This is a genomic window from Streptomyces sp. CB02400, from assembly GCF_001905725.1.
GTDB lineage: Bacteria > Actinomycetota > Actinomycetes > Streptomycetales > Streptomycetaceae > Streptomyces > Streptomyces atrovirens.
In genome coordinates this window covers 391,642-406,822 of sequence record NZ_LIWB01000004.1, presented here as the reverse complement: position 1 = coordinate 406,822, position 15,181 = coordinate 391,642, and the positions used below count along the sequence as shown (strand labels likewise).

General features: G+C 69.2%; 14 protein-coding genes. 7 read left to right on the top strand and 7 right to left on the bottom strand.

Going from position 1 to position 15,181, the window contains the following annotated elements; translation table 11 throughout:
* Positions 1-556: 556 nt before the first annotated feature.
* The 3 genes from AMK33_RS12875 to AMK33_RS12865 all read right to left on the bottom strand — a co-directional run bounded on the left by AMK33_RS12875 (position 557) and on the right by AMK33_RS12865 (position 3,338).
* Entirely contained in the window at positions 557-1,171 is a 615-nt protein-coding gene (locus tag AMK33_RS12875) for an FMN reductase (protein ID WP_073932920.1), read from the bottom strand.
* Positions 1,168-2,268, bottom strand: coding sequence for an LLM class flavin-dependent oxidoreductase (locus tag AMK33_RS12870; RefSeq protein ID WP_073932919.1), 1,101 nt, complete (start codon positions 2,266-2,268; stop codon positions 1,168-1,170). The genes AMK33_RS12875 and AMK33_RS12870 overlap by 4 nt, the downstream gene beginning before the upstream one ends.
* 491 nt (positions 2,269-2,759) lie before the next feature.
* A complete protein-coding gene (locus AMK33_RS12865; RefSeq protein ID WP_073932918.1) occupies positions 2,760-3,338 on the bottom strand; it encodes a Dps family protein in 579 nt (192 codons plus the stop codon).
* Positions 3,339-3,574: 236 nt separating this feature from the next.
* Here AMK33_RS12865 and AMK33_RS12860 point away from each other — a divergent pair, with 236 nt between their 5' ends.
* Together AMK33_RS12860 and AMK33_RS12855 are read left to right on the top strand one after the other, a co-directional pair.
* Positions 3,575-4,942, top strand: a complete 1,368-nt coding sequence (locus AMK33_RS12860; RefSeq protein ID WP_073932917.1) for a dihydrolipoyl dehydrogenase family protein — start codon at positions 3,575-3,577, stop codon at positions 4,940-4,942.
* 50 nt (positions 4,943-4,992) lie between these two features.
* On the top strand, positions 4,993-6,111 hold the full coding sequence (locus AMK33_RS12855; protein WP_073932916.1) for a low temperature requirement protein A: 1,119 nt from the start codon (positions 4,993-4,995) through the stop codon (positions 6,109-6,111).
* Between the two features lie 211 nt (positions 6,112-6,322).
* On the opposite strand, the gene AMK33_RS12850 is transcribed toward AMK33_RS12855, so the two are convergent.
* Entirely contained in the window at positions 6,323-6,727 is a 405-nt protein-coding gene (locus AMK33_RS12850) for a RidA family protein (protein WP_073932915.1), read from the bottom strand.
* 376 nt (positions 6,728-7,103) lie between these two features.
* On the opposite strand from AMK33_RS12850, the gene AMK33_RS12845 reads away from it, so the two are divergent.
* The 5 genes from AMK33_RS12845 (at position 7,104) to AMK33_RS12825 (ending at position 12,736) form a co-directional block, all read left to right on the top strand.
* On the top strand, positions 7,104-8,981 hold the full coding sequence (locus AMK33_RS12845) for an amidohydrolase (RefSeq protein ID WP_201263021.1): 1,878 nt from the start codon (positions 7,104-7,106) through the stop codon (positions 8,979-8,981).
* A 131-nt stretch (positions 8,982-9,112) separates the two neighbouring features.
* A complete protein-coding gene (locus AMK33_RS12840; protein ID WP_073932913.1) occupies positions 9,113-9,775 on the top strand; it encodes a hydrolase in 663 nt (220 codons plus the stop codon).
* 56 nt (positions 9,776-9,831) lie between these two features.
* Positions 9,832-10,356: a DoxX family protein gene (locus AMK33_RS12835; RefSeq protein WP_073932912.1), complete on the top strand. Its 525-nt coding sequence runs from the start codon at positions 9,832-9,834 to the stop codon at positions 10,354-10,356.
* Positions 10,337-11,074: a YoaK family protein gene (locus tag AMK33_RS12830; protein WP_073932911.1), complete on the top strand. Its 738-nt coding sequence runs from the start codon at positions 10,337-10,339 to the stop codon at positions 11,072-11,074. Before AMK33_RS12835 ends, AMK33_RS12830 begins: the two co-directional genes overlap by 20 nt.
* Before the next feature lie 15 nt (positions 11,075-11,089).
* Positions 11,090-12,736, top strand: coding sequence for an MFS transporter (locus tag AMK33_RS12825; protein WP_079194849.1), 1,647 nt, complete (start codon positions 11,090-11,092; stop codon positions 12,734-12,736).
* Positions 12,737-12,773: 37 nt separating this feature from the next.
* On the opposite strand, the gene AMK33_RS12820 is transcribed toward AMK33_RS12825, so the two are convergent.
* From AMK33_RS12820 to AMK33_RS12810, 3 genes are all read right to left on the bottom strand, one after another.
* Positions 12,774-13,202 (bottom strand): SsgA family sporulation/cell division regulator, encoded by a 429-nt coding sequence (locus AMK33_RS12820; protein ID WP_235618081.1) that lies wholly within the window; start codon positions 13,200-13,202, stop codon positions 12,774-12,776.
* 31 nt (positions 13,203-13,233) lie between these two features.
* Positions 13,234-14,250 (bottom strand): helix-turn-helix domain-containing protein, encoded by a 1,017-nt coding sequence (locus AMK33_RS12815; RefSeq protein WP_073932909.1) that lies wholly within the window; start codon positions 14,248-14,250, stop codon positions 13,234-13,236.
* Positions 14,251-14,363: 113 nt separating this feature from the next.
* The gene (locus tag AMK33_RS12810; protein ID WP_073932908.1) at positions 14,364-15,179 is read right to left on the bottom strand and encodes a carbohydrate ABC transporter permease; all 816 of its coding nucleotides are present in this window, start codon (positions 15,177-15,179) and stop codon (positions 14,364-14,366) included.
* Positions 15,180-15,181: the final 2 nt, after the last annotated feature.

The window sequence follows — 15,181 nt, the reverse complement described above, 5'->3', positions numbered from 1 at the left end:
CAGGCCGTCGCCCGCCGCTGCCACTACCGAAAACGCAGCTCAGAACACGATCCGCTGCTGGAGTACTAAGAACTGACCACCTTCCCCCGTCTGAGGGGCGACGACGACACGGCCCGCAGCAACGGGACGAGTTGGGTGACGCCGTTGCGACCACCACCGGTGAGGGTGGCGGCGACCAGCATGCAGTGACGTCGGTGATCAGGTGGGGGTTTACCGCTCTGCCCCGGTCGACGGGGCTCCGTATTTGGTGTCCCCTGTAGCGCCCGGTCGGCGGCGTCATCGACCGCCCGCCGGGAAACGTTCAGGGCGTTCGCACTACGGAGCTTGGTGAGGAGGGCCCGGGCAGTCGGGCCATACTCAGGCTTCGGCTCATCCGCCGGCGGCGCCAGCAGGCCATACTCGAGCCGAAGCCGAGGTCCTGCGGCAGGTGCTCCAAGGCTGATCCGGTGTGCAGCACGAACAGTATGCCCTGGACCACCAGTCGGCCCGGATGCCACTTGCGGCACAACAGGCCTTCACACGACTGCCTGTTTCGCGTGTGGCAGTGGGAGCGTGCTCAGTCGAAGCGAAGATCGGACAACTGCTTGCCGACCAGAGTGGCGTCGTCGTAGGGGAGGGGATCGGTCGCTCTGGTGATGAGAACTGACGCCATCTCCCGGCCCGCCCTGCGTACGCGGGCGGACAGACCTTCCGCATGCGCGCCGCTGCCGGATCCCCAGTCCTCCGACGCCGCGTATACGCCGGTGGGGAGGACCACGGCTTTCAGATAGGAGAAGAGGGGACGCATGGCATGGTCCAGAACCAGAGAGTGCCGGGGCGTACCACCGGTCGCACCTATGAGGACCGGCTTGCTTGTGAGGGCAACTGGGTCGATCAGGTCGAAGAAGGACTTGAACAGTCCGCTGTAGGACGCTGAAAACACTGGCGTCACAGTCACGAGACCATGGGCGTTGGTCACCGCCCCGATCGCGGCGGCCAGCGGCGGTGGGGGAAACCCGGTGACGAGGTTGTTGGCGATGGCGCCTGACAGGGGGCGCAGTTCGATGACCTCCACCTCCGTCTTGTGGCCTTGAGCAGCGACCTCGTCGCGGACCGCCTCTGTAAGACGGTCGGCCAGCAAGCGGGTGGATGAGGGGGTGCTCAATCCCGCGGACACAGCGACCAGCTTCATGCGGCGGTCGCCTCCTTGGAGGCTGCTTCTGCGGTGGCCAGCAGGGAGGCGTGGGTGGGGGCGTCCGGCACGTTCGCCGGGCGGTTCTTGGCGAACTCCTTCCGTAGCACCGGCACGACCTCCTCGCCGAGCAGGTCGAGCTGCTCGAGGACGGTCTTCAGCGGCAGCCCGGCGTGGTCCATCAGGAAGAGCTGGCGCTGGTAGTCACCGGCGTACTCGCGGAAGGCGAGCGTCTTCTCGATCACCTGCTGCGGGGAGCCCACGGTCAGCGGGGTCTGCTCGGTGAACTCCTCCAGCGAGGGCCCGTGCCCGTAGACCGGCGCGACGTCGAAGTACGGCCGGAACTCGCGCACCGCGTCCTGGCTGTTCTTCCGCATGAACACCTGCCCGCCGAGCCCGACGATCGCCTGCTCGGGGGTGCCGTGCCCGTAGTGGGCGTACCGGGCCCGGTACAGCTCGACCATCCGCTTGGTGTGGTCGGCCGGCCAGAAGATGTTGTTGTGGAAGAAGCCGTCGCCGTAGTACGCGGCCTGCTCGGCGATCTCCGGCGAGCGGATCGAGCCGTGCCAGACGAACGGCGCGACGCCGTCCAGCGGGCGGGGCGTGGAGGTGAAGCCCTGCAGCGGGGTGCGGAACTTCCCCTCCCAGTCGACGACGTCCTCGCGCCACAGGCGGTGCAGCAGGGCGTAGTTCTCGACCGCGAGGTTGATGCCCTGGCGGATGTCCTGCCCGAACCAGGGATAGACCGGGCCGGTGTTGCCGCGCCCCATCATCAGGTCCACCCGGCCGTCGGCCAGGTGCTGGAGCATCGCGAAGTCCTCGGCGATCTTCACCGGGTCGTTGGTGGTGATCAGGGTGGTGGAGGTGGACAGGACCAGCCGCTCGGTGCGGGCCGCGACGTAGCCGAGCATGGTGGTCGGGGACGAGGGCACGAACGGCGGGTTGTGGTGCTCCCCGGTCGCGAACACGTCCAGGCCCACCTCCTCGGCCTTCAGCGCGATGGCGACCATGGCCTTGATCCGCTCACGCTCGGTCGGCGTACGCCCCGTGGTCGGGTCCGGCGTGACGTCGCCGACCGTGAAAATACCGAACTGCACTGGTCCTCCAGTCTTTATACTGATCGGGTACTTTCTGAAGGTATGAGACCCCAGGGCGTGCGAGATGCCTCTACGTGCACAGGAAGTGGCCTCGCAGTGCTCTTGCTCGGGCTTCGACCTCCGATCCGTGGGATCGGCAACGAGGAGGCGCCTGCGACCGCCAGTCGACGTGCCGCTCGCCCACGCCCGCGCGGTGGCCCACTCGCGCGAGGCCGGCGGACTCCCGGGCCGATCCGGCGGCGCGGAGCGTCGCGCGAGAGGTGGAGACGAATGCTCTCGTCAGGGCTAGGGGCGACACGGTGCGTGATGCGCCAGAACCGGAAAGCGTCCAGTTCTGCGGCACGGGCCTCGTTGCACGGTGGGTCCCACTGTGTGGCCACCGCGTCGTAGCAGCGACCGCCCGCGCTCGCCAGAGCAGGCAGGCGGACGGTTGCGCGTCGTATGGGATGCGCTGGATCCCCCTCCAGTGATCCGAAACCGCAGCAGGCTGGTCAGGTACGGACCAGGGGTGTGTCGACCAGGTGCTCGGCCAGGAACCACGCCTGTCGCTCACCGGTCCTGATCACTTGGGAGACCAGCAGATCGTTGGTGCCGTCGTCGCCGTTTCCGGTCGCCCGGGCTGCGGCGTCATGGGCGTCCACGAGGATCGTCTCGTGTGCCTCCAGCAAACGGGAGAGCATGGCGGGCACTTCCTCCGCCCCGTTCGGCGGCCTCGGGATCGACGTGATCTCAGCGACGTGTCGGGAATCTCCCACCGCGACACCGCCCAGCGACTGGACCCGCTCGGCGAGGGCGTCGATGATCTCCAGCTGTTCCCCCGCGTGTTGGTCCAGAACCAGGTGCAACTGGTAGAAGGTGGCACCCCGCATCAACCAGTGGTGCTTCTTGTAGAGGCCGTGGAGGATCTGCGTGTCGGCGAGGACCTTGTTCAGGCGCTGGCAGGAGTACATCCGCGTCTCGTACGAGAGGGCGACCGGGAACTGCTTGACGGTCCCGAACTCCTGGATCACCGCCCCCTCCTGATGCAGCCAAGGCTGACTTCCATGGTGGCCGGACGAGTTGATGGTCATGCGCGTCTCCCGCGTGTGGTGCTGCGTGTACCTCGGGGACGTTAGGTTCCTGGTCCGGTGCCGCCTTGACCGGCAGCGCACGCGGTGGCGACTGACGGCGCACTGTGCCCTGCCCCCGTGCCGGCCTTTCACTCTCGGGCAAGTACGCGTGCGTCGGCGGACTCGGCCCGCCTTCCGGCCGCTCTAGCGTCGGCCGAAGAGCCTGTGCCCTGTGAGCCGGCGGAACGAGGAGAGGTATGAGCGGGAACGAGCAGGCCGACGTTGTGGTCGTCGGACTGGGACCGGGCGGCGAATACGTCGCCGGCACGCTGGCCGAAGCAGGGCTGGACGTGGTCGGCGTCGAGGCGGAACTCGTGGGCGGCGAGTGTCCGTACTGGGCGTGCGTGCCGAGCAAGATGATGATCCGGGCCGGGAACGTGCTCGCCGAGGCAGGCCGGGCGCCCGTCCTGGCCGGAGCGGCCGCTGTGACTCCGGACTGGACGATCGTGGCGGGACGGGTCCGCGACGAGGCCACTGACGACTGGAAGGACGATGCCGCCGCGGGCCGCTTCACGGCGAAGGGCGGAAGACTTGTCCGGGGAACTGGGCGGCTCGCCGGGCCCGGCCGGGTGACGGTGGAGGGCCGCACCCTCGAGGCCCGGTGCGGTGTGGTGCTCGCCACCGGCACCCGGCCCCACATCCCTCCGGTGCCTGGCCTGGAGCGGACGCCGTACTGGACCAGCCGCGACGCCATGGCTGCCGGGGAACTGCCGGCATCCCTGGTCGTACTGGGCGGTGGTGCCATCGGCGCCGAACTCGCCCAGGTCTTCGCCCGTTTCACCAGCGATGTCACGGTGATCGAGGAGCGGGACCGGTTGCTGCCGCAGGAAGAACCGGATGCGGGGGAGTTGGTCGCGCGGGCGCTTCGTGCCGATGGTGTCACCGTTCTCACAGGTGTGCGAGTACGGGAGGTGAGCCATGAGGGCACCGGGTTCACCGTGCGCCTCGACGGCGATGGCAGGCTGTTGAGGGCCGAACGGGTCCTGGTCGCCACCGGACGGTACGCCGACCTGGCCGCCCTAGGGGTCGACACGGTGGGGCTCGATCCGGAGGCGGGAGTGGTCCCCACGGACGGGCGGATGCGCGCCGGTACGAGGCTGTGGGCGGTCGGCGACATCACCGGGCGGGGCTCCTTCACTCATGTGTCGATGTACCAAGCCGAGATCGCCGTACGGGACATCCTCGGGCAGCCCGGTCCCGACGCCGACTACCGGGCTTTGCCCCGAGTCACGTTCACCGATCCGGAGATCGGGGCCGTGGGACTGACGGAGCGGCAGGCCCGGGACCGAGGGCTGCGGATCCGCACCAGCGTGGTGCCTCTGTCCTCCTCCACACGTGGCTGGATCCACGGGCCGGGCAACGAAGGGTTCGTCAAACTCGTCGAGGACGCCGACCGGGAGGTGCTGATCGGCGCGACCTCGGCGGGACCGGTGGGCGGCGAGGTGCTCTACGGGCTCAACGTGGCCGTCCACGCGGAGGTACCGGTCGACCGGCTGCGGCACATGCTCTACACGTACCCCACGTTCCATCGGACGGTCGGGGCGGCTCTGGGAGCTCTCCGCTGAACCGCCGACTCGCCTCGCTGACACCGCGGGACACCAGGCGGTGGCGCACGATGGCCGGCCGCGATTCCGGTGAGCCGCACCGGACCTCCACCCCTCTGGAGCTCTTCTTCGACCTGTGCTTCGTCGTCGCGGTGGCGCAGGCGTCCGGGAGCCTGCACGCAGCCCTGGAGACCGGCGATCCCGTCACCGGCGTGCTGCGCTTCGCGCTGGTGTTCTTCACCATCTGGTGGGCGTGGATGAACTTCACCTGGTTCGCTTCCGCCTACGACCCGGACGACGTTCCGTACCGTCTCTCGGTGCTCCTGCAGATAACGGGATCACTCGTGCTCGCAGCAGGCGTGGACCGCGCCTTCGAAGCCGGTGACCTGACCGTCATCACCGTCGGGTACGTCGTACTGCGCACGGCTCTGGCCGCACTCTGGCTGCGTGCCGCGCTGGCCGACCCCGTTCGGCGCAGGACCGCGCTGCGTTTCGCCTCCGGTGTGGCTCTGTGCCAACTCGGCTGGGTGGGACTGCTTCTCGTCCCGACGAGCTTGATGCTTCCGGGCATAGTGGTGATGATCCTGGCCGAGTTGTCCGTTCCCGTGTGGGCCCAGTCCGCCGGAATGACACCCTGGCATCCGGGCCACATCGCGGAGCGCTACGGGCTGTTCACCCTCATCGTGCTGGGCGAATCCGTGGCGGCGGCCACCGTCGCAGTCCGTGGTGCCTTCAACCGGCACCACGGTACCGGCCCACTCTGGGCGCTGGCGGCGGGCGGCCTGCTCATGGCCTTCGCCATGTGGTGGTTGTACTTCGCCCGCCCCGCGCACGCCCTGCTCGCGACAACCCACCAGGACCACCGCAGGAGGTTCCCCTGGGCCTACGGCCACTACCTCGTGTTCGCCTCGGCGACTGCGGAGGGCGCCGGCCTTGCCTCCTACGCCGACCACGTCACGCGCCACACCACGGCCACGTCGGCCGCCGCGATCACCGTCCCGGCAGCCGTGTTCCTGCTGACGGTCTGGGCGGTGCAACTGCGCCCGCACCAGAAGAGCCCGGCCGAACGCCTTCTGTTCCCTGTGGCGGCGGTCGGGGTCCTGGCGGCTTCCTGGACCGCCGCACCCGCGCTGGTCTCCGGGCTGCTCCTGGCGGCTGCGGCCGTGGTGGCCGGGGCGCGGCGCCGCTGATCCACTCCTTTCCGGTGGGTGGCCTGCGCCGATGTACACAGAGGGGCGCGCGGAACCAACAGGGCCCCTTCGGCCGCCGGCGTGCTGAGCGAAATCACCACGCCGACGACGTAAGGGGCCCTGCCTCGTCACCGCCCCCGATGACCCGCCCACGTCGCCCGCCGGTACCGGATGAAAGTGCTCACTGAAGGAGGCGGAGCGGCTTCTCCACCTATGGCTTCACATCGAGACGCACGAGCGCGCCGATCTCGACGAGTTGGTCCGGCAGTGCCAAGTCGGAAACACCCATGACCGTGCTGGTGGGCCGGTGCTCCCCGAAGTGCTCGGCGTGGAGGCGTGCCGTCGTGTCGAAGTTCTCGCGCAGGTTTCTCACCAGAACCGTGGTCTCTACTACCTGGCTACGCTCGGCCCCGAACTGCCTCAGCACCAGATCGAGATTCTCCAGCGTGGTCCGGACCTGCAGTTCGAAGTCGTCGGCCCCCACGAAATGGCCGTGACGGTCGTGAGACAGCTGCCCCGACACGTAAACCGTGTCACCGACCTGAATGGCTTGGCTGTACCCGTACAACGATTCCCACGGCATGTCGAACCCGAATGCCTTCACTTGAGCGCTCATGGATCACTCCCTTGAAACAGTTCGTGGGCCGTCAGTTGCAGACAGGCCCCTTGAGCGCTGAGGTTATGGGTCCGTGTAGATGATGCTTGTCCGAAAGCGCTGTCGATGTGTTCTCCGCGTGCGCACAATCGGCTGCAATGGGCCCCTCCGGCACAGGATGAAGGCTCGGTGCACTCTGGGAACGCATCCCGTGCACTACTGGAAAAAACGGTTCCTGGGGTGCGGCCTAGGTTTGCGGTGCAGGAAACAAGTGACGACCGAATGCACACGCAGGCAGATTGCTCCCCCGTCCGCTGATCGTGGCGTGCGTTGAAGTCGGTGCGGACGGCATCGGCGTTTCCAGTTCTGTAAGAAGGAGGACGAAAAGGTGTCTACGATGCCGGTCGGTGGGCTTACTCACCGCGCCACCGACAACGCCGCAGACCTGGTCGTTCGCAACGCCAAAATCCACACCGGAGATGCGATCCGTCCGCAGGCCGAGGCGATCGCCATTCGCGACGGCGTCATCACCGTGGTCGGTGACGACAACGACGTCGCCCCGCACGTCGGTCCAGACACGAAGGTGGTCGACGCGCTCGGCCGCCGGATGATCCCGGGCCTGAACGACGCGCACCTGCACGTCATTCGTGGCGGTCTCAATTACGTACTCGAACTGCGCTGGGACGGCGTCCGCACGCTTCGCCAGGGGCTGGCGATGCTGCGCGAGCAGGCGGCACGCACGCCCAAGGGCCAGTGGGTACGGGTCGTGGGCGGATGGTCCGCCGAGCAGTTCGCCGAACGGCGGCTGCCGACCGTCGCCGAGCTGAACGCCGCCGCGCCCGACACTCCGGTCTTCGTCCTGCACCTCTACCAGGCCGCGGTACTCAACCGGGCAGCCGTCAAGGCCGCCGGATTCACTCGGGAGACGCCCGACCCCCAAGGCGGCCAGATCATACGGGGGCGGAACGGCGAGCCGACGGGCATGCTGCTGGCGGCTCCCAGCGCGCTCGTCCTCTACTCGACTCTCGCGAAGGCCCCGATGCTGGAGGGGGAGGACAGGAAGACCTCCACCCGGCACTTCCTGCGGGAGCTGAACAGGTTCGGCCTGACATCGGCGATCGACGCAGCCGGAGGGTTCCAGAACTTCCCGGACAACTACAGCACGGTCGTCGAACTGGCGCAGGCGGGACAACTGTCCTTGCGCATCGCCTATCACCTGTTCCCGCAAACCGCCGGCCAGGAGATCGACGACCTGAGGCGCTGGATCGAAGTGGCCCGGCCCGAGGACGGAGACGAATGGCTCCGTCTCAACGGAGCGGGCGAGAATCTGACGTGGGCGGCGGCGGACTTCGAGAACTTCACCGAGCCCCGGCCGGAACTGAGCGATTACGAGACGGAGTTCGAGAAGGCCGTACGTCTCCTGATGGAGAACGGTTGGGGTTTCCGGCTGCACGCCACCTATGACGAGACCATTCGCCGGGACCTCGCGGTTTTCGAGAAGATAGCGGCGGACGGACTCTTTCCGGCCGACAACCGATGGCTGTTCGACCATGCGGAAACCGTCTCCGCGGACAGCCTGGACCGCATCGCGGCCCTCGGCGGCGCCATGTCCGTGCAGAACCGCCTTTCCTTCCAGGGCGAGGCGTTCCTCAGCCGCTACGGCCCTGGAGCTGCTGCGGACGCCCCGCCGCTGCGGGCCATGCTGGAGCGTGGACTGACCGTCGGTGCCGGCACCGACGCCACCCGGGTCTCCACCTACAACCCGTGGATCGCCCTGCACTGGCTGGTCACCGGCCGCACCGCGGGCGACCTGGTCCTGCGCCCACCGCACAACCGGGTCGACCGCCGGACCGCGCTGGCGATGTTCACCGAGGCGGGCGCCGCACTGACCGGGGAGGAAGGGGTCAAGGGCGTCCTGCGCAGGGGTTTCCTCGCCGATCTGGCAGTCCTTTCCGAGGACTACTTCAACGTCCCCGACCAGGACATCGCGCACATCGAGTCCCTGCTGACGGTAGTCGGTGGCCGGATCGTCCACGCGGCCGCCGAGTACGAGGGCCTCGAGGAGGAACTGCCGCCGGTCAGCCCCGCATGGAGCCCGGTGGCTCACTTCGGCGGCTACCAGGCCACGCCCGCCACGGGATTGTCCGGCGCTCGCCAGGCGGAACTGCTGGGCCAGGCCGTCACCGAGTCCGAGCAGCACCGCCAGTGGCGGGCCCGGCGCACTCTCGACCCTCAGCCGTCGAGCGCGTTCTTCGACCCCTGCTTCTCCCTCTGATCTCCCGGGAACCGCCGGTCACGAGCCGTCCCTCCCGGGTGTTCCACCGCATAGCGGCACACCGCGCACGGCGCGGCCGTACTCACCCGCGGACAACTGTCCGCGTCCATCCCATCAGGAAAGGCTTTTCCATGGTCAACGTCTCCGAGGTCACCGCGGCCCCCAGCCCCGACCTGCTCACCCCGGACAACTGTGCCGTTCTGTTCGTCGATCACCAGCCGCAGATGTTCTTCGGCACCGGCAGCGGTGACCGCACGGCGATCATCAACGCGACCGTCGGGCTGGCGAAGGCCGCCAAGGTCTTCGACGTACCGGTCGTGCTGAGCACCGTGGCCGCCGAGTCCTTCTCCGGACCGCTCATGCCGCAGCTGGCCGGGGTCTTCCCCGAGCAGGAGATCGTCGACCGGACCACGATGAACGCCTGGGAGGACGCCGCCTTCGTCGACGCGGTCAAGGCCACCGGCCGCAAGAAGCTCGTCATTGCCGGGCTGTGGACCGAGGTCTGCGTCGTCCTGCCCGCCCTCTCCGCCCTGGCCCAGGGCTACGAGGTCTACGTGGTCACCGACGCGTCCGGCGGCGTCAGCCCGCAGGCCCACGAGCACGCCGTCCAGCGCATGGTCCAGGCTGGCGTGGTCCCGGTCACCTGGGTCCAGGTACTGCTCGAACTGCAGCGTGACTGGGCGCGCGGCGAGACGTACATGTCGGTCATGGACGTCGTGAAGGAGCACGCCGGTACCTACGGCCTCGGCGTCGTCTACGCGCAGGCCGTCATCGGAGCCCACGCCGCCGGCTGATTCCGCTCACGCACGCCGCGGTCACGGAAACCGAGTCAGGAACAGGCAGGGAAACCATGGATGCTGGACTGCTGGCCCTCCGGCTGGTGACGGGATTGCTCCTCGCCGGTCACGGAGTCCAGAAGGTGAGCTTCCGGCTGGGGGGCAACGGCCTCGCGGGCGGAGCCGAGGAGTTCCGCCGCGACGGGTTCCGCGGTGGCCGGATCACCGCGGTCGTCGCGGGCGCCAGTCAGATCGGCGCCGGCCTGTTCCTGGCCGCCGGCCTGCTCACCCCGTTGGCCGCGATGGCGGCCATGGGAGTGATGACGGTCGCGGGCACCGTCAAGCGGCACAAGGGCCTGTGGGTGCAGAACGACGGATACGAATACCCGACGGTCCTCGTCGCCGTCTTCGCTGCGCTGGCCCTCACCGGGCCCGGCCGGTGGTCGCTCGACCGTGCGCTGGACCTCGACCCCTGGCCGCTGTGGGTCGTCCTTTGCGCGCTCCTGGCCGGCCCGGTCAGTGGACTGCTCACGCGCGCCGTGCTGCACCGCCCGGCCACCGATACGGAAAGGAAGCACAGTGCGCAGGCTGCTGAATGACATGGTCCGCACTCTCGCGCCGCCCAGGCAGGACCGCCACGGCCCGCTGCCTCCCCTGATGCTCACGCTGACGCTGGTGACCGGCCTGGTCGACGCGGTGAGCTATCTGGCGCTCGGGCATGTCTTCGTCGCCAACATGACGGGCAACGTGGTGTTCCTGGGGTTCGCCCTGGTCGGCGCCGCGGACCTGTCCGCGGTCGCCTCCGTCGTGGCGTTGGCGGCCTTCCTCACGGGAGCGCTCGCCGGCGGCCGACTCGCCGACCGGTTCGCGACCCACCGAGGAAAGCTGCTGAAGGCGGCCACAGCCGTACAGACGGTGCTGGTCGCTGTCACCGTGGCCGCCGCGGCGGCCACCGACGGGCAGGTCACCACGGCCGTCCGGTACACACTGATCGTCTTTCTCGGACTCGCCATGGGCCTGCAGAACGCCGCCGCCCGGCGACTCGGAGTCCCCGACCTCACCACGACCGTGCTGACCCTGACATTGACGGGCCTGGCCGCGGACTCCGGCCGGGCCGGCGGCGAGGGACCGCGGCCCGGCCGCCGGATCCTGTCGGTGCTGATCATGTTCCTCGGCGCCTACGCGGGCGCACAGCTGGTGCTGCACGACCACCTCGTGCTCACCCTCGCCCTGATCCTCCTGTTCCTCGCCCTCACGACCGTGATCACGCACCGTCTCTCGGCCGCCGAACCGGCCTGGACCCGGTCGCCGTCCTGAGCCGTGGGTGCCCCGGTGTCAACGACGACGCGTCGACGGCGGGCTTCGGCCTGGTCTCCGCTCACAGCGCGCGTCTTCCGCGCCCTGTGGATCGCACAGCTCGTCTCCAACGTCGGCAGCTGGATGCAGACGGTGGGCGCGCAATGGCTGCTGATCGGGCACAGTGCCGAACTGGTGACGCTCGTCCAGACCGCGTCCAGCCTGCCCGTCATGCTGCTGGCCCTGCCCTCGGGGGCGCTGGCCGACCGTTACGACCGTCGCAGAGTGCTGCTGGCCGCTCAGATCGCCATGCTCTCCGTCTCCTCCGGGCTGGCCGTCCTCGCGTTCGCCGGGAAGCTCACGCCCGGTGTCCTGCTCGGCCTCACCTTCCTGATGGGGTGCGGAACCGCCCTGATGGGTCCGGCCTGGCAGGCGGTCCAACCGGAGCTGGTGGAGCGGGACATGCTCGGCGAGGCCGCCGCGCTCGGCGCCGTGAACATGAACCTGGCCCGTGCGCTCGGTCCGGCCCTCGGCGGCGCGGTCGTCGCGGCGGCGGGCGCCGGCTGGGTCTTCGCCTTCAACGCGGTGTCCTACCTGGGTATCGCCGCCGTACTCCTGTCCTGGAGGCGGCCGCAGCCCCAGGCACCCACGGCCGGGAACGAGAGCGTCCTGACGGCTCTGGGCATCGGTCGCCGGTACGTGTGCAACGCGCCCGGGGTCCGCCGGATCCTGCTCCGCACGGTGCTGTTCATACCGGGCGGCGCCGCGCTGTGGTCGCTGCTCCCCCTGGTCGCGAGCCGCTCCCTGGAACTGGGCTCGGGCGGGTACGGTCTGCTGCTCGGCGCGGTCGGGGTCGGTGCCGTGGGCGGTGCCTTCGTCCTGCCGGCCGTGCGACGCGCCCTCGGTGCCAGCGGCACACTCGCCGCCGGTGCCGTCGTGTTCGCGGCGGTGCTGGCCGTCCTGGCGACGGTGCGGGTTCCCTGGCTGACGGTGGTCGTACTGCTCCCCGCCGGGCTGGCCTGGATCGGCGTGCTGTCCACCCTCAACGCGGTTCTCCAGGCGAGGCTCCCCGGCTGGGTGCGGGCACGGGGGCTCGCGGTGTACCTCCTGGTCTTCCAGGGCGGGCAAGCCCTGGCGGCGCCCGTGTGGGGTGCGCTGGCCGCCGGAGCGGGACTGACCGTCTCCCTCCTGACAGCCGCCGCGTCGCTCCTGGCCTGTGCGGCGAGCACGCGCCGCTGGCCGCTGAACGCGGACGCGGTCGACCCGACGCCGTCCGACCACTGGCCCGCCCCGCCGCTGGTGTTCGTGCCGGGCCCGACCGACGGCCCGGTTCTGGTCTCGGTGTCCTACCGGGTCGGCTCCGAGAGCAGGTCCGCGTTCACCGGCCACATGGCCCACGTGGCTCGTTCGCGTCGGCGTACGGGAGCCTACGCCTGGGGGCTCTACCAGGACGGCAACGATCCGGGAAGGTTCATCGAGAACTACCTGGTCGCCTCGTGGTCCGAGCATCTCGCCCAGCACCACGACCGGCTCACGGCCACCGACCGCGGACACGAGGAGCTCGCCCGTCGCTTGTTGGTGCCGGGTACCGCACCCGAGGTGACGCATTCGTTCGACGTCACCGCCGGGCCCGTGGTGCGCGACGCGACGCGGCCGGCCGACGGGGCCCGCACATCGGGTTGATGTCCACCCGGCAACCCGGCGGGCTGTACCGCGCGGGTCAGTCCCATCGGCCGGTGAGCGCGTCCAGGGTTCGGTCCAAGTCGATGTGGAAGCTCTCCGTTCCAGGCGGTACGAGAGAGACGGACCGCCGCAGGAACGCGGTGACCGGTGACTCCGCCACGTCGATCAGCGCCACGCCGGCCGGGGACCTCAGGACGATCCGCATGGACCGCGGATGGCGACCGTGCCGGGGGATCACCAGCACGTCCCCGATACCGACGGGGCGACGCAGGCCCTCGATGAGCAACGAGCGGGCGAACACCCAGTCCACGGGGTCGGTTGCCGGCGCGCCGAAGGAGAGGCGGACGGCGTATGGGTCATCCGGATCGTAGAGCAGCACCGCGGGGAGCGGGGCCGGCATCCCGCCCGGGACGCTGACGTGCACCGTCGTCCTGTGGGCGACCGACGGTTTCCGCGGATCGTTCACTTACTTTCCCCCCGGAGGAGCGGCGGGTTTCTCAGACATCCGTGAGCTGTGCGGACGAGACGCGCTGCGGCGTCAGTTGTTGAGTCGCCCGCCACTCACGAGGTGCCATGCCGTAAGCGGTCCGGAACACCCGGCTGAAGTGCGCGGCGCTGGTGAAGCCCCACCGGTGTGCCACCGCGGCGATCGCGGTGTTCCTGTGCAGCGTCAGGTCGCGTCGGCATGTCTCCAGGCGACGGCGCTGAATCCATCGGCCGACTGTTGCGTCCTCACTCTCGAACAGCTTGTGCAGATAACGCAGGGATATGTGGTGGGCCTCGGCGATGGCCTGCGGGGTCAGATCGGGATCCGCGAGGTGCCGGTCGATGAACGCCTGGATCCGCAGCAGCAGTGCCCGGTTCCCACGGGGCGTGTCCTCGGTCGCTCGGCCCAGGACGTCGTCGGCCAGCACGTCGAGCAGATCCACCACGTTGCGTGCCATCAGCTCTCCGGTGCGCGGCGCGCAGTTTCCGGCACCGTCCACTAGTCCGGCCAGGAAGGGCGCGAGCAGACCGCCGAGAGACGTGTCGGGGCCGAGTGGACGGGCGGTCACTTGGGCCAGGTCGGACTCGCTCAGACTCAGGACGTCTTTCGGCAGAACAAGGGACTTGGTCCGAAAGGGCTCGAGGAAGGACAACCGGAGGGGGCGTGCCACGTCGTGGACGAAGACGTCTCCGGCGGCCAGGAGCGCCACGCGGCCGTATTGCTCCACGCGGCCGGACCCGCTGTCCAGCAACGTGACCACGATGTACCCACTCCGGCTGTCCCTCGCGACGAGTCGGTGCGTTCGCACGGCGGTCAGGGCGTCGCCGACCACGGTGACGGCCTGGAGGCGCCCGAGCGGTGTGGCACTGACCGTGCCGGTGCCTGCGTCGTCCGGGGCGGTCAGGTCCACGACGCCGAGCATCCGGGACAAGGTCGCGCGCCAGTACGCACGCCGGTGTGGGGCGGAGCGCGAGTCGGGGGTGTGGCGGTCGTGGAGAGGGCTGGGTTCCTGGACGTCTGGGGCCACTGTTCTCTGTCCTTCGGCCGGTGTGTGCCTTCCTCACCACCGTGCCAGCGGGACCGGACCGGCACATCGCGTGAACCCGCTAGATCAGGTCCCCGCTCTGAAGCGACGTGGTGTCACCTGACGGCTCCCTCGGTGGCGCCGGCGGCGATGTGGCGCTGGGCGACGACCAGCAACAGGGCGGCGGGGGCGGAGGCCAGGACCGCGGTGGCCATGGCGGCGTTCCACTGGTCCGTGTGGGCACCGAGGTACTGGTAGACGCCGAGAGTGATCGGCTGAACGGTCTGCGTGGTGGTCAGGGTGAGGGCGAAGAGGAAGTCGCTCCAGGCGAAGAGGAAGGTGAAGACCGCAGCGGTGATCAACGCGTTGACGCTCAGCGGCAGCACCACAGAGCGGAAGACACGCAGCGGGCCGGCGCCGTCCACGCGAGCGGCGTCGATGATCTCTTCGGGGATGGTCCGCATGAACGAGTACAGGATGACGATGGCGAGAGGGGTGCCGGCGGTGGAGTCGGCGAGGATCAGACCGAGGTGGGAGTTCAGCAGACCGAGGTCGGTGTAGGCGCTGTAGAGCGCGTTCGCCACGACGATGCCGGGCACCATCTTCGTGATCAGGACCCCCAGGAGCATGAGGTCGGTACCGGGCAGGGAGAACCGTGCCAGCGCGTGGGCCGCCGGCGCGGCGAGCCCGAGGCTGAGCACCACGCTGCCGAGGGACACGATGATGCTGGTGAGGAGAGCGCGTCCCTGAGCGCGCAGTGCGACGGCATATCCGCTGAAGTCGGGCCGGAGGGGGAACCAGCCTCCTCGCAGCGTGTTCCCGTTCGGCTGGAGGGAGGCGTTCACCACCCAGTAGACCGGGAACAGCATCAGCGCGAGGAGGACGATCCCGACCAGGGTGGACAGGAGACCGCGGCGCGGGACCCGCTTCATGG

Coding starts and splice junctions, on each gene's coding strand:
- AMK33_RS12875 (WP_073932920.1), bottom strand. CDS start 1,171: ATGAAGCTGGTCGCTGTGTCCGCGGGATTGAGCACCCCCTCATCCACC.
- AMK33_RS12865 (WP_073932918.1), bottom strand. CDS start 3,338: ATGACCATCAACTCGTCCGGCCACCATGGAAGTCAGCCTTGGCTGCAT.
- AMK33_RS12860 (WP_073932917.1), top strand. CDS start 3,575: ATGAGCGGGAACGAGCAGGCCGACGTTGTGGTCGTCGGACTGGGACCG.
- AMK33_RS12855 (WP_073932916.1), top strand. CDS start 4,993: ATGGCCGGCCGCGATTCCGGTGAGCCGCACCGGACCTCCACCCCTCTG.
- AMK33_RS12850 (WP_073932915.1), bottom strand. CDS start 6,727: ATGAGCGCTCAAGTGAAGGCATTCGGGTTCGACATGCCGTGGGAATCG.
- AMK33_RS12845 (WP_201263021.1), top strand. CDS start 7,104: ATGCCGGTCGGTGGGCTTACTCACCGCGCCACCGACAACGCCGCAGAC.
- AMK33_RS12840 (WP_073932913.1), top strand. CDS start 9,113: ATGGTCAACGTCTCCGAGGTCACCGCGGCCCCCAGCCCCGACCTGCTC.
- AMK33_RS12835 (WP_073932912.1), top strand. CDS start 9,832: ATGGATGCTGGACTGCTGGCCCTCCGGCTGGTGACGGGATTGCTCCTC.
- AMK33_RS12810 (WP_073932908.1), bottom strand. CDS start 15,179: ATGAAGCGGGTCCCGCGCCGCGGTCTCCTGTCCACCCTGGTCGGGATC.